Here is a 14413-nt window from a genome sequence, read left to right on the forward strand (position 1 = left end):
GCTGTGTTTTGGCGCATATATGGCCCCGGAAACTCCATTTTTCAAGCTGCTCGCAATGAGAGGTTGAAACTCGGATACATGCCGCATGACTGATAAACCAAAACGCGCGCCAGACGGCAAACGCGAAACCACGCAGGAGTGCACGCCATGACCGAAGCCCCATCGAAAACAGCACCCTGGACAATTGCAAAGCGAACCGCCGTTCTCGTACTTGCTGACGGCACCGTCATTGAAGGTCAGGGCCTTGGCGCAACGGGTGCGATTGAAGCAGAAGTTGTCTTCAACACCGCCCTCACCGGCTATGAAGAAATCCTGACCGATCCATCCTATGCCGGCCAGATCGTTACCTTCACCTTCCCACATATCGGCAATGTCGGCACCAATGCGGAAGATGTTGAAGACCTGACGCCCGCCAACCGCCACGGCGCAGTCGGTGCGATTTTCAAAGCGGACATCACCACCCCTTCCAATTTCCGCGCATCGGAAGACCTGAATACATGGCTTAAGAATCGCGGGGTCATTGCCCTTGCCGGCATCGATACCCGCGCCCTCACCGCCCTTATTCGTGAGCGCGGCGCGCAAAATGCCGTCATTGCGCATGACCCGGAAGGCAAATTTGACATCGAAGCGCTGAAAACCCGTGCCGCCCAATGGAGCGGTCTTGAAAACCTCGATCTCGCCAAAGATGTCACCATCGGCCAGAGCCTGACATGGGATCAGACACCATGGGTGCTGGGTGAAGGGTATGGCGAACAGTCTGATGTACAATACCATGTCGTCGCCCTCGACTTCGGCGTGAAGCGCAACATTCTGCGTCTGCTTTCAGGCCTCGGTGCGAAGGTCACCGTTCTGCCTGCAACGTCCAGCGCAGAAGATGTGCTTGCCTATAACCCGGATGGTATCTTCCTTTCAAATGGCCCCGGCGATCCAGCGGCAACCGGCAGCTATGCCGTGCCAACCATCCAAAAGCTGGTTGATAGCGGTTTGCCGGTTTTTGGCATTTGCCTCGGCCACCAGATGCTGGCACTGGCGCTTGGTGCCAAGACTGAAAAGATGCATCAGGGCCACCATGGGGCAAACCATCCGGTCAAGGATTACACCACCGGCAAGGTTGAGATCGTATCGATGAACCACGGCTTTGCCGTTGATTCCGACAGTCTGCCGGACCATGTGGAAGAAACCCATGTGTCACTTTTCGACGGCACCAATTGCGGCCTGCGCGTCATCGGCAAGCCTGTGTTCTCCGTACAGCATCACCCGGAAGCCTCTCCCGGCCCGCAGGACAGCCACTATCTGTTCCGCCGGTTCATCAATCTGATCCGCGAGAAAAAGGGCGAAGCACTCCTGCCGGAACGCGAACAGGCTGCGTGAATCAACACCTGAGAGCACCGAAGTAAGACTTTGTTAAGAAATGAAAAAGCCGGGATTTGATCCCGGCTTTTTCTTTGTCTGCATGCAGCTTTAATTTCAGACATCACCGCTGAATGTATCGCAGGAATCAATCTTGCCGCTATCAAAGCCGCGCTGGAACCACTTGGCGCGCTGCGCAGACGTGCCGTGATTGAAGCTTTCCGGCACCACATAACCCTGAGAGCGCTTTTGCAGTGTGTCGTCGCCGATCTGGTGGGCCGCATTGATTGCTTCTTCGAGATCACCCGCCTCCAGAATACCCTTCTGGTTGGTGTAATATCCCCAGACACCGGCAAAACAATCGGCCTGCAATTCGACCCGAACCGACATCTGATTGGCCTGCGCTTCGTTCATCTGCTGGCGCATCTGATTGAAGCGCGGCAGAATGCCGAGCAGGTTCTGAACGTGATGCCCAACCTCATGCGCAATCACATAGGCATTGGCGAAATCACCAGATGCGCCGAATTTGGTCGCGAGCTCGTTGAAAAATGTGAGGTCCAGATAAAGCTTGCGATCCCCGGGGCAATAGAACGGCCCAGAAGCCGATGAAGCCATGCCGCAGGCAGAGCGCACACCATCCGAAAATAGAACCATGGTCGGCGGCGTGTAGGTCTGTCCGCGCGACTGGAAAATACCGCTCCAGGTATCTTCGGTTTCAGCAAGAATCGTCCGGGCAAATTGGGTTGCCTCATCATTGGCAACCTTACCGCCACTGCTCTGCTGGCTCGTTTGCGTGGACTGAATACTGCCATCGCCAAAAAGGAATGGCATCGGATCAATGCCGATCGCACGCAACACAAAGAACAGCACGACAAGAATAACAATGCCGGAAATACCGCCGCCCCGCATAATGCGAAAACCTGGCCCGCCGCCCATGCCACCGCCACTAAAGCCGCCACCGCCGCCTTGTTGTCCACGAACATCTTCAACATTATCGCTTTGTCTACGGCCTTGCCAACGCATGGACCAACTCCCCTTCACCGTGCCAGCCCATGAGAGGGCAGCACCAATCTATTACTGGCAATTGTCGCACAAACTCTTGGCACAGCAACATAAAAAGTAAATGAGCAGGAATCACAAACAAAGACGCAACTGCAACAAACGCATCAATGAGAGACCATAACAGGCGGCATTGCCAGGAAGTTTTGGTCAATGCCCGCATTTTCTTTTAAATAAGGGCATTTGTGGGGTTCCGCTTTGGATCATCATTGCCTATAAGGCCCACTTAGCCCACAGAATATACCTCTGCCAACCCGCCGGAAAACCGTGCGGGCTTTTCTGGCAGGCTAAGAACAAGGATACGCCCCCATGCCGAAACGTACAGATATCAAATCGATCCTGATCATCGGCGCGGGCCCCATTGTTATCGGTCAGGCATGCGAGTTCGATTATTCGGGCACACAAGCCTGTAAGGCGTTGAAAGAGGAAGGCTACCGCATCATCCTCGTCAATTCCAATCCGGCAACGATCATGACCGATCCTGATCTGGCCGATGCGACGTATATTGAGCCGATCACACCCGAAGTCGTTGCTAAAATCATCGCCAAGGAGCGCCCGGATGCGCTTCTGCCGACCATGGGCGGACAGACGGCACTCAACACGGCATTGTCGCTCCGCCGTATGGGCGTTCTTGAGCGCTACAATGTTGAAATGATCGGCGCAAACGCAGAAGCGATCGATAAGGCGGAAGACCGCGCACTTTTCCGCGAAGCCATGGAAAAGATCGGCCTCGATACCCCGACGTCGATGCTCGCCAATGCGACCGAAATCAAGGACGAAGATCGCAAGCGCCACGAAATGAAGCGCAACGAAGTCAAGGCGCAATATTCAGGTGACGATCTGGATAAGGCACTCGATAAGCTTGAAACTGAATGGCAGCTTGGCGAAGTCGAGCGCAAGCAGCGCTATATGAGCCATGCGCTGGCCAAAGCTGCACAGGCGATGGATGTTGTCGGCCTTCCGGCGATTATCCGCCCAAGCTTTACGCTTGGTGGCACCGGCGGTGGTATTGCTTACAACCGTCAGGAATTTTTTGAAATCATCGAGCGCGGCCTTGATGCATCGCCAACCACTGAAGTGCTGATCGAAGAATCGGTTCTTGGCTGGAAGGAATATGAAATGGAAGTGGTCCGCGACAAGGCGGATAACTGCATCATCATCTGCTCAATCGAAAACCTCGACCCAATGGGCGTGCACACCGGCGATTCCATTACCGTTGCCCCTGCCCTGACGCTGACCGACAAAGAATACCAGATCATGCGCAACGCCTCGATTGCGGTGCTGCGTGAGATCGGCGTTGAAACAGGCGGCTCCAACGTCCAGTTCGCGATCAACCCGGCCAATGGCCGCATGATCGTCATCGAAATGAACCCACGCGTCTCGCGTTCATCGGCGCTGGCTTCCAAGGCAACCGGCTTCCCGATTGCCAAGGTCGCAGCCAAACTTGCGGTTGGCTACACGCTGGACGAACTCGACAACGACATCACCGGCGGCGCAACGCCTGCATCGTTTGAACCATCGATTGACTATGTCGTCACCAAAATCCCGCGCTTCGCGTTTGAAAAATTCCCCGGCTCATCGCCAATCCTGACCACCGCCATGAAGTCGGTCGGCGAAGTCATGGCGATTGGCCGTACTTTCCAGGAAAGCTTGCAGAAGGCGCTGCGCGGCCTTGAAACCGGCCTGACGGGCCTGGATGAAATCGCTATCCCGAACATCGAGGAAGGCGACGAAAAGAACGCAATCCGTGCAGCCATTGGCACACCAACGCCAGACCGTCTTCGCATGGTCGCTCAGGCCATGCGCCTCGGCCTCAGCACAGAGCAGATCCATGACGTATCGAAGATCGATCCATGGTTCCTTGAGCAGATCGAAGGCATCGTTAATACCGAGGCCCGTATTCGCGAACATGGCCTGCCACAGGACACGGAAAATCTGCGTATGTTGAAGGCGATGGGCTTCTCCGATGCGCGCCTTGCAAGCCTGATTGGCAAAGATGCCGAAGACGTTGCCAAGCTGCGCAATGATCTCGACGTGCATCCGGTTTATAAGCGCATCGACACTTGTGCTGCGGAATTCGCTTCGCCAACCGCTTATATGTACTCGACCTATGAAACGCCTTTTGTTGGCCAGCCACGCTCAGAAGCCGAAGTTTCGGATCGCAAAAAGGTCGTCATTCTCGGCGGGGGTCCAAACCGTATCGGCCAGGGCATTGAGTTCGATTATTGCTGCTGCCATGCGGCCTTCGCGCTCAACGATGCCGATTACGAAGCCATCATGATCAACTGCAACCCGGAAACCGTTTCGACCGACTATGACACGTCGGACCGTCTCTATTTCGAACCCTTGACGGCAGAAGACGTGCTGGAAATCCTGCGCGTCGAACAGGAAAAAGGCACACTGCATGGCGTCATTGTGCAGTTTGGTGGCCAAACACCGCTCAAGCTCGCAAATGCACTTGAAAAGGCCGGCATTCCAATCCTGGGCACTTCGCCCGACGCAATCGATCTTGCAGAAGATCGCGACCGCTTCCAGAAGCTGCTCATCAAGCTGGGTCTCAATCAGCCGAAGAACGGCATCGCCTATTCGGTTGAACAGGCACGCCTGATTGCAGCAGACCTTGGTTTCCCGCTGGTTGTGCGCCCATCTTATGTTCTGGGTGGCCGCGCCATGCAGATCATTCACGATGAACGCAGCCTGCAAGCCTATCTGCTCGACACGGTTCCAGAACTGGTACCGGAAGACATCAAGGCCAAATATCCAAACGACAAGACCGGCCAGATCAACACGCTGCTCGGCAAGAACCCGCTCCTGTTCGATACCTACCTGACACAGGCAATCGAAGTGGATGTGGATTGCCTCTGCGATGGCAAGGACAGTTTTGTTTCCGGCATCATGGAGCACATCGAAGAAGCTGGTATTCACTCGGGTGACTCTGCCTGTTCGCTGCCGGTCCATACGCTTTCGCCAGAGATCGTCACCGAACTCGAACGCCAGACAGCATTGCTCGCCAAGGCGCTCAATGTTGGCGGCCTGATGAACGTGCAGTTCGCGATCAAGGACGGCGAAATCTTCATTCTTGAAGTGAACCCGCGCGCTTCGCGTACTGTGCCATTTGTCGCCAAGACCATCGGCACACCGATTGCCAAGGTTGCAGCCCGCATCATGGCCGGTGAGAACCTTGAAGAAGCGCTCGGCGCATATGGTGGCAAGCCAAAGACTCCTTCGCGTCCGCATATTGCGGTCAAGGAAGCCGTGTTCCCATTTGCCCGCTTCCCTGGCGTTGACACGCTGCTCGGGCCTGAAATGCGTTCAACCGGCGAAGTCATGGGCCTCGACTATGATTACGCGCTGGCCTTTGCCAAGGCGCAGCTCGGTGCAGGTGTTGAACTGCCCCGCGAGGGCACGGTTTTTGTATCGGTGCGTGACGAAGACAAGGAACGTGTTCTTGGTCCGGTGCGCAAACTGGCAAACATCGGCTTTAAGGTTATGGCAACCGGTGGCACGCAGAAGTTCCTCGAAGAGAATGGCGTAGAAGCGACCAAGATCAACAAGGTTATTGAGGGCCGCCCACACGTTGAAGACGCAATCCGCAATCGCCAGATTCACCTAGTCTTCAACACGACCGACAGCGCAAGTGCGGTTTCTGACAGCAAGTCGATCCGCCGCGCAACGCTGATGCAAAAACTGCCATATTACACAACTATGGCTGGTGCAGATTCGGCCGCAGACGCGATTGCAGCGCTTAAGGCTGGCTCAATGGAAGTCCGTCCGCTTCAGGATTACTTCCGCACATAAGCACGGCTTGCAGAAGAAAAAGGCCGCAGATGAAAATCTGCGGCCTTTGCTATTGGAGCATTTGCAGCAAAAATACGAAGCGGTTTTGCGTGGGATAATGCGTGAAAAAATAGATGGCGCATTTCCGATGTTTCGATCAAAACAGGAAACGCTTTCGAAAACTTTAGTTCTGATACGGCAAACGCAATGGATCGGCCTGCAAATCCATTTCCAGATGAAGCTTGTGCTTGAACAAGCCATTATGGTCTATGCCTTTCCCAATGTGAATAACACAAGCAGCCTTCAGAGGCCCTTCCAGAATATCATAAGCGCGCCTGCGCGCCTCTTCATCCATTCCATCCAGCGTTCCATCGATCACGACCCAGTGAGGGTTTTGCAGCACCAGCCGCGCTAAGGCGAGGCTTTGCTGTTCGTCAGCCGTCAGCGTCCGATCCCAGCGCAGCGGGCGGTCGATCTGCGACACCAGCCGCTCAAGTCCCGCCAGTCTGAGCACCTCGGCAACCTGATTTTTTGAAAAGTCAGCAGAGTTCAAAGGATAAACAACCGCATCGTGCAGATTGCCCGGCGGGATATAGGGCGCATGCGGAATGAACACCACGCGGTTTCCCGCAGGCATTCCGATGCGTCCACTGCCCCACGGCCACAAGCCGCCAAGTGCCCGAAAGAACAGGCTGCGCTCGGATTCGGTCGCCCCCGTTACAAGCAGGCGCTCACCGGGATTGATGACAACCTTCTTCTCAACCAGATTGAGACATCCTTCAGGGGAAGCAATCGACAGACTATCGATTGTCAGGCTTTCCTCTTCATTGGTCGCAACCGCAATCTGCTGATCAGGATGGCCAATTTCATCCATGCGCAAAATAGCCTGCCGAAAGCTTGCCACGCGCAAAAGCGTTGCGCGCCAATCAGCGATGGCGCCAAAATTATCGACAAACCAGCGCAGCGAATTGTGCACCTGCGTAAAAGCGCCCACGGCCATCATCAGACCGCCAAATGTCAGTCCGCCTGAAAAATAAACCGGTGCGGCAACAAGAATGGGAGCAACGATCGTGAACCAGCCATAGCCAGCCGTCACCCATGTCAGATTGGTCGTCGCAATAACGATCCGCTTGATTGCGACCAAGACAGCATCAAGATCGCGATAAAGCCTTCGCCGCTCATCCGCCTCACCACGGGCCAGCGTCACCGCATCGATATGCTCATTGACCCGCATCAGCGAAAAGCGGAAATCGGCCTCACGCGCATAGCGGTTGGCATTGTGATTGACGAGACTGCGGCCAACAAACCATGACAGCAGCGATGCCGAACCCGCATAAAACACCGCTGCCCAGACCATATAGCCGGGAATGGAAAAACTGTAGCCCCCGACATGAAAGACAAAGCCGCTCGAAAGCGACCACAACACCCCAACAAAACTAACCAGAATGACGGTCGATTGCAGCAGATTGATTCCAAGATCGCTGGTTGTTTCAGCCAGATGCCGCGCATCTTCCTGCAAGCGTTGATCGGGATTGACACCGATCTCGCCAGCCTTTGCCAGCCGGAAGGCGCGCCCCGGCTGCAACCATTGCCCCACCAGATCGCGCGCCAGTCCCTCCCGCAACTTGAGCTTGAACATCTGGTTGAGCCATGTCTGCGACACGTTGAGGATAAGAATTGATCCAGCGATAGCGAAAAAAATCAGCAGCTGATGAAAGAAAGCGCTCAGATTGCGATCCGATAACGCATTGTAAAAGGGTACATTCCAGCGGTTGATGGCGACCTGTCCGACCGCGATCAGAACAATCAGAACAAAGATTCCGGTTCCAACTGCAATCAGAGTGTTGCGAACCGGGGAAACCCAGAATGCACTCATCATCATATGCACATGCGAGAAAAGATCATTGCCGTCGTGCTTGCCCTTATTGGACCGGTCACGAAGCGGATGCTCGGCGCTGAGCGGCTTATCCTGCTTTGATTTGGATACCACGTCTTTCCTCACCGAATGTGTGCAACAATTTGCCGGTAAAAAACCACGCGTTCAATAACAGACTTCTTCCAACGCGTCTTAATCAATTCCCGGTGTATGCTATAGCAATATTTTTAAACCTGTTAGGCCCCGCCTCGGCAGAAACAAGCGCTCGCCTGAGCATTAAAATATGAAAAAGCGATACAGAAATAGACCTTTAGAGATAGCAAAGCCTGTCTTGTCTTGGTCAAAATTGTCACATATAATTCTGGCATCGATTTTTCGGTCAAGTGACTTTGCGACCCGCCCGGCCTGCCGTGCTTCCTGACGATCTCCTGTCCATAAATTCGATCCACAGGGACGTGTGCGAAGCATACGGACTAACGACTACTAATGTTACAAAGGAATTTCCCATGGCTACGGGAACAGTTAAGTGGTTCAACACGACCAAGGGCTTCGGCTTCATTCAGCCTGATCAGGGCGGCACGGACGTATTCGTCCACATTTCCGCTGTTCAGCGCGCAGGTCTTGCGACGCTCGACGAAGGCCAGAAGGTTTCGTACGAAATCGTACAGGACCGTCGTTCGGGCCGTTCGTCTGCCGACAACCTCGTCGCAGCATAAGTTTTGCCTCTAAAGCAGAGAAAAAGGCGGGGCAACACCCCGCCTTTTTCTTTATCTGAAATCAAGGCAGCCAGCCCATTGGGACATGGCCGTCATCGCCAATAACACGCGCAAGCCACGCATTGATTGCCGGATAGAGCGCCATATCAAAGCCACCGCGATGCGCCTCATGTGTATAAGCATAAAGCGCAATATCAGCCACTGTCAGCCTGTCTCCTGCCAGAAACGGCGTCTTCTTCAACTGCTCTTCCATGACACCAAGCGCTTTATTGCCCCCCGCAAGCGTCGATGCCAGCCGCTCCGGCGTGGCAAGATGCGCGCGCTCCGGGTAAAGCAGCAAGGAGCGGCGCACGGCAACATAAGGCTCATGGCTGTATTGCTCAAAGAACAGCCATTGGTAAACCAGTGCACGCTCATAAGCGTCTTTTGGCAGGTAGGGCGTTCCTTCTGCCAGATGGAGAAGTATTGCATTTGATTCGGCAAGGAAACGCCCATCTTCCAGCTCAAGCAGTGGAACTTTACCATTCGGGTTTTTCGCTAGATATTCAGGCGTCTGGGTTGAACCGTCGAGTGCCGACACCGTAACATGTTTGAAAGGCTTGCCGAGTTTTGCAAGCAAAAGCCGTGGCTTATAGCAATTTCCGGAATCGAGCTGTGAATAGATTGTGAGCATCTGCTTCTCCTGTACCGATATAACATGTCGATCTGCGTGCAGCCTGTCCAATCAGTTTCATTGAAGCAATAGGGTCGGATTACTGATAGATCAGAACTTTTCAGCAACACAATCGCGCGAGAAACCGTATTTTCTCGCGAAACCGCAAAGCTGTTGTTGCGATTCTTGCGCCAATGGGACATAGAAAGTCCGCAAAACCGGACCGTGCCCGGTGCCGGTTATCTGATCCTGCCATCTATGGAGATCTATCATGGCATTTCTCGCCGACGCCCTTTCTCGTGTAAAGCCATCTGCAACCATCGCGGTCAGTCAGAAAGCACGTGAACTGAAAGCCAAGGGCAAGGACGTGATTGGTCTGGGAGCAGGCGAACCCGATTTCGACACGCCGGACAATATCAAGCAGGCTGCCATCGACGCCATCAATCGCGGCGAAACCAAGTACACACCCGTTGCCGGTATTCCTGAGCTGCGTCAGGCCATCGTTGCCAAGTTCAAGCGTGAAAATGGCCTCGATTATAAGCCAGAACAGGTCATCGTCGGCACCGGCGGCAAGCAGATCCTGTTCAATGCTTTCATGGCAACCCTGAACCCCGGAGATGAAGTCATCGTGCCTGCGCCATACTGGGTCAGCTACCCGGAAATGGTTGCGATCAATGGTGGCACTCCGGTTTTCGTCAACACCAAGATCGAAGACAATTTCAAGCTGACAGCCGCGGAACTTGAAAAGGCGATCACACCAAAGACCAAGTGGCTGGTCTTCAACTCGCCATCAAACCCAACCGGCGCGGCTTATTCCGAAGCGGAACTGAAGGCGCTGACCGACGTTCTCGTTCGTCATCCGCAGGTCTGGATTCTGACTGACGATATGTATGAGCATCTCGTCTATGGCGATTTCGTCTTCACGACCCCTGCTCAGATTGAACCTTCGCTTTATGATCGCACGCTCACCATGAACGGCGTGTCCAAGGCCTATGCAATGACCGGCTGGCGTATTGGTTACGCTGCAGGCCCGTTGCAGCTCATCAAAGCCATGGACATGGTGCAGGGTCAGCAGACCTCCGGCGCCTGCTCCATCGCTCAGTGGGCAGCTGTTGAAGCGCTCAATGGCCCGCAGGACTTCATTCCAGAAAACAAGAAGATCTTCCAGGCTCGTCGTGATCTGGTTGTATCGATGCTCAATCAGGCAAGCGGCATCCACTGCCCGACACCTGAAGGTGCATTCTACGTCTATCCATCCTGCGCCGGCCTGATCGGCAAGAAGACGGAAGCTGGCAAGGTCATCGAAACCGACGAAGACTTCGTCACCGAACTGCTGGAAGCTGAAGGCGTTGCCGTCGTTCATGGTTCGGCCTTTGGCCTTGGACCGAACTTCCGCATTTCCTATGCAACGTCCGATGCCTTGCTCGAAGAAGCTTGCTCACGCATTCAGCGCTTCTGCGCAAGCCTGCGCTAACAACTTCGAATATAAATGATGAAAGGGGCCGAAAGGCCCCTTTGTCGTATCCGCTTATGTGTCGGAAGGAATGACTTCAGCGCAAAGCCAAAAAAAAAGCCAGACAAATGTCTGGCTTTGAGTTTTGAAGGTGCCTTCGAGGCAAACCTCCAGAGGGGAACACTCAGCGCGCGCAAATGGGAGGAGGAAACGCAGCGCTGAGATGCATTCTTTATGCCCTGTGATTATTGTTTTTGCAACTCAACTTTAAAACAATGCAGCTATGCATTTAACGCATAGCTCTGATTTTTATAATAACTCAAATAAATCAGTATATTACAAGTTAACCAACCGAAAAAGTTTTTTAAAACCGAATAATGACGCGCCTAAACGAGAGGCACATGATCAATCTCGATGCCTTTTATAATGGCAAATAACTTTAGTGGGCAAGCAAATCAGCTCGACAGTCGCTTGTCATGAAACGATCATTCAACTGAAACCAATTTGTCATCTGATGCTCCTAGAAGCCATGTAGAATTCGCAGCCTCACTCATTCAACGCGCTGCGCAGGAGCTTATCTTGCGGATCATACAGATTACCGACACGCACCTCAGCCCAACCAAGCCGCACTTCAACAGCAACTGGCTTCCCCTCGTTAACTGGATAGCTGATCAGAAGCCGGACCTGATCATCCATACAGGTGACTTCACAGTAGACGGTGCCGATATCGAAGAAGACCTGGCCTTTTGTCGGGAGCTGATAGCCGACCTTCCCGCGCCAATTCTGTGTCTTCCGGGCAATCACGACATCGGGCATTTGCCCGCAAGCCGCCAGCCAGTCAATGCACAGAGACTGCAACGCTGGCGCGCGCATTTCGGTCCCGATTACTGGGCGCGGGATTTTGGACAATGGCGACTGATCGGTCTCAACAGTCTCATCCTCGGCGACGGCTCAACCGACGAGGAACAGCAGTTCCTCTGGCTCGAACAGCAATTAAGCGAAAGCGGCGGCCGACCCGCCGCGGTTTTTGCGCACAAACCTTTGTTTGTCGATGCGCTGGATGAAGGCAACACCGGCCTTTGGGGTGTTCCACCAAGACCTCGCCAACGCCTGGCCGATCTCTTTGCGGATTATAATGTCAAACTTCATGCAAGCGGCCATCTGCATAGAGCATGGTCGGGCCAAGCAAATGGAACGAATTATGTATGGGCACCGTCGGCAGGCTTTGTCGCCCATGCAATCAACCGAGAATTGCCGGGCGAGCGCATTATCGGGGCTGTTGTTCATAATCTGGACGATACAGTTCGCAGTGAAATCGTCGAGGTCGATACACTCATACATTACGTGATTGATGACGTTATGCACGAGGTCTATCCACATAATCTTAATGGGAATAAGACCTGAACAACGACTCCCCTATCGCCCTGGAGAGTTCATAATAGCGAAAGGCCGCGTCAGTCATCCTGCGCGGCCTTTTGCTAATTTCTGAGCCTGATCAGAACACCCAGTTTCTCGCCTTCGAGAACAAGAAATCGCGGAAGGCATGCAGCTTGGCCGAATTCTTCAACGCTTCCGGGTAACAAAAGAACGTATCGAAGGAAGGAATTTCCTCAAGCTCTGGCAGAAGCTGGACGAGACCCGATTCCTTATCGGCCATATAGTCAGGAAGAACCGCAATGCCGACCCCACGCTGCACAGCGCGACGGATCGACAAAAGATTATTGACCTGCAAAACCGGAATACGTGAGCTACCATCCGTACGGCCGGCAATCTCAAGCCAGTTCAAGCCGGTCAGATAGCTTGGCGCAGGCTCACCGAATGTCACCACGCGATGCTGGTCAATTTCCTCAATGGAATTCAATTTTCCATGCTTGGAAACATATCCTGCCGATGCATAGACATGCATGTGCACAGTAAACAGGCGACGTTGAATGAGATCCGGCTGTTGCGGCTGACGCAGACGAATGGCGCAGTCCGCGTGACGCATGGTCAAATCCAGCTCCTCATTATCGAGGATAAGCTGCAACTGAATATCCGGATAAAGCTCAACGAATTCCTGAATGCGTTCGATCAGCCAGCCGGAGCCAAGACCAACCGTTGTGGTCACACGCAGGCGACCTGTTGGCTTTTCCTTGCTTTCGGCAAGCTTGGAGCGAACATTTTCGAGCTTCATCAGCACGTCATGTGCCGTCCGGTAGAGCGTTTCGCCCTGTTCCGTCAGAATGAGTCCGCGCGCATGTCGATGAAACAGCGGAACGCCGACATCTTGCTCAAGTGCGCTCACCTGACGCGAAATAGCCGACTGCGACAGATGCAATGTCTGCGCGGCATGGGTAAAAGACCCTGCTTCCGCAGCAGCATGGAAGATGCGCAGTTTATCCCAGTCGAGCGGTGCGACCACCTTCTCCCCCTCTCATTACTCCGCAGCTTCGTGCAGCGGTTCCTGTGCAGCCAACCAGCGCTCTGCTTCCAGAGCAGCCATGCAGCCCATACCCGCAGCCGTGACTGCCTGCCGGTAAATATCGTCTGTGACGTCGCCAGCAGCAAAAATGCCAGCAACATCTGTGGCCGTTGAATCGGGTGCAGTCCAAAGATAACCGTTTGGCTTCTGCTTGAGTTTGCCTTCAAACAAAGAAACAGCCGGCGCGTGACCAATGGCGATGAAAACGCCATGCGCATCATGAACAGCCGTCTCCCCCGTAACAATATTCTTCAAGCGCACACCGGTCACGGTTGCGCCCATCGGCGGCTTGGCTTCAGTGCCGACAATCTCATCGATGACACTGTTCCAGACCACTTTCACATTATCGCGTGACAGCAAACGATCCTGCATGATCTTCTCAGCACGGAAACCTTCGCGGCGATGAACAACCGTCACGCTCTTGGCGATGTGCGAGAGATAAAGTGCTTCTTCGACAGCCGTATTGCCGCCGCCAACAACCACAACATCCTTGCCGCGATAAAAGAACCCGTCACAGGTCGCGCAGGCTGAAACACCACCACCCATGAAGGTCTGTTCGCTTTCAAGGCCCAGCCACTTGGCCTGCGCACCTGTGGCAATGATTAGCGCATCACAGGTGTAAACTGTGCCAGAATCACCGATCAGACGAAACGGACGCGACGTGGTCTCAACTTCAGTGATGATGTCGTAAAGAATCTCGGCGCCAACATTCTGCGCCTGCGTTGCCATCTGGTCCATCATCCAGGGCCCCTGTACGGGTTCAGCATAGCCTGGATAGTTTTCCACATCGGTTGTGATCATCAACTGACCACCCTGCTGAAGACCAGTGATGATGATCGGCTTGAGCATCGCACGCGCTGCATAGATTGCGGCAGTATAACCCGCCGGACCTGAGCCGATAATAATAACGGGCGCGTGACGCTGTGACATAAGGGTAGTTCTCCGGTCCCAAAAATCGATTTAATTCGCGGACGTCAAGCTTGCGAGAATCGCTTTCGCACTCGATTTGGCTAGTGCCCTGACATTATGTCCAAGGTAGGTCCACCAACCCGCATTTGCAAGGTTGGCT

General features: G+C 53.9%; 10 protein-coding genes. 5 read left to right on the forward strand and 5 right to left on the reverse strand.

What is annotated here, in order from left to right:
• The first annotated feature begins 147 nt into the window (after positions 1-147).
• Positions 148-1371 (forward strand): glutamine-hydrolyzing carbamoyl-phosphate synthase small subunit, encoded by a 1224-nt coding sequence (gene carA / locus OPR82_RS14115; protein WP_265985522.1) that lies wholly within the window; start codon positions 148-150, stop codon positions 1369-1371.
• Positions 1372-1467: 96 nt separating this feature from the next.
• Here the strand turns inward: carA and ypfJ are convergent, their stop codons facing one another.
• Positions 1468-2373: a KPN_02809 family neutral zinc metallopeptidase gene (gene ypfJ, locus OPR82_RS14120; protein WP_265985523.1), complete on the reverse strand. Its 906-nt coding sequence runs from the start codon at positions 2371-2373 to the stop codon at positions 1468-1470.
• Positions 2374-2718: 345 nt separating this feature from the next.
• On the opposite strand from ypfJ, the gene carB reads away from it, so the two are divergent.
• Positions 2719-6207, forward strand: a complete 3489-nt coding sequence (gene carB, locus OPR82_RS14125) for a carbamoyl-phosphate synthase large subunit (protein WP_265985524.1) — start codon at positions 2719-2721, stop codon at positions 6205-6207.
• Between the two features lie 163 nt (positions 6208-6370).
• Here carB and OPR82_RS14130 read toward each other — a convergent pair whose 3' ends face one another.
• On the reverse strand, positions 6371-8176 hold the full coding sequence (locus tag OPR82_RS14130) for an ABC transporter ATP-binding protein/permease (RefSeq protein ID WP_323054554.1): 1806 nt from the start codon (positions 8174-8176) through the stop codon (positions 6371-6373).
• 392 nt (positions 8177-8568) lie between these two features.
• Between OPR82_RS14130 and OPR82_RS14135 the strand changes: the two genes are divergently transcribed.
• Positions 8569-8778 (forward strand): cold-shock protein, encoded by a 210-nt coding sequence (locus tag OPR82_RS14135; RefSeq protein WP_006471898.1) that lies wholly within the window; start codon positions 8569-8571, stop codon positions 8776-8778.
• Between the two features lie 61 nt (positions 8779-8839).
• On the opposite strand, the gene OPR82_RS14140 is transcribed toward OPR82_RS14135, so the two are convergent.
• Complete coding sequence (locus OPR82_RS14140; protein ID WP_265985525.1) at positions 8840-9451, reverse strand: glutathione S-transferase family protein; 612 nt, start codon at positions 9449-9451, stop codon at positions 8840-8842.
• 250 nt (positions 9452-9701) lie between these two features.
• Here OPR82_RS14140 and OPR82_RS14145 point away from each other — a divergent pair, with 250 nt between their 5' ends.
• On the forward strand, positions 9702-10904 hold the full coding sequence (locus OPR82_RS14145) for a pyridoxal phosphate-dependent aminotransferase (protein ID WP_265985526.1): 1203 nt from the start codon (positions 9702-9704) through the stop codon (positions 10902-10904).
• 558 nt (positions 10905-11462) lie between these two features.
• On the forward strand, positions 11463-12287 hold the full coding sequence (locus OPR82_RS14150) for a metallophosphoesterase family protein (protein WP_265985527.1): 825 nt from the start codon (positions 11463-11465) through the stop codon (positions 12285-12287).
• Between the two features lie 91 nt (positions 12288-12378).
• On the opposite strand, the gene OPR82_RS14155 is transcribed toward OPR82_RS14150, so the two are convergent.
• Together OPR82_RS14155 and trxB are read right to left on the reverse strand one after the other, a co-directional pair.
• Positions 12379-13284, reverse strand: coding sequence for a LysR family transcriptional regulator (locus OPR82_RS14155; RefSeq protein WP_265985528.1), 906 nt, complete (start codon positions 13282-13284; stop codon positions 12379-12381).
• Between the two features lie 15 nt (positions 13285-13299).
• Positions 13300-14274, reverse strand: coding sequence for a thioredoxin-disulfide reductase (trxB, locus tag OPR82_RS14160; protein WP_265985529.1), 975 nt, complete (start codon positions 14272-14274; stop codon positions 13300-13302).
• Positions 14275-14413: the final 139 nt, after the last annotated feature.

Origin of the sequence: Ochrobactrum chromiisoli, assembly GCF_026241335.1 — a bacterium.
Lineage (GTDB): Bacteria > Pseudomonadota > Alphaproteobacteria > Rhizobiales > Rhizobiaceae > Brucella > Brucella chromiisoli.

Excerpts from the sequence above, each read along its gene's own strand:
- carA (WP_265985522.1), top strand. The coding sequence starts at position 148 with ATGACCGAAGCCCCATCGAAAACAGCACCCTGGACAATTGCAAAGCGA.
- ypfJ (WP_265985523.1), bottom strand. The coding sequence starts at position 2,373 with ATGCGTTGGCAAGGCCGTAGACAAAGCGATAATGTTGAAGATGTTCGT.
- carB (WP_265985524.1), top strand. The coding sequence starts at position 2,719 with ATGCCGAAACGTACAGATATCAAATCGATCCTGATCATCGGCGCGGGC.
- OPR82_RS14135 (WP_006471898.1), top strand. The coding sequence starts at position 8,569 with ATGGCTACGGGAACAGTTAAGTGGTTCAACACGACCAAGGGCTTCGGC.
- OPR82_RS14140 (WP_265985525.1), bottom strand. The coding sequence starts at position 9,451 with ATGCTCACAATCTATTCACAGCTCGATTCCGGAAATTGCTATAAGCCA.
- OPR82_RS14145 (WP_265985526.1), top strand. The coding sequence starts at position 9,702 with ATGGCATTTCTCGCCGACGCCCTTTCTCGTGTAAAGCCATCTGCAACC.
- trxB (WP_265985529.1), bottom strand. The coding sequence starts at position 14,274 with ATGTCACAGCGTCACGCGCCCGTTATTATTATCGGCTCAGGTCCGGCG.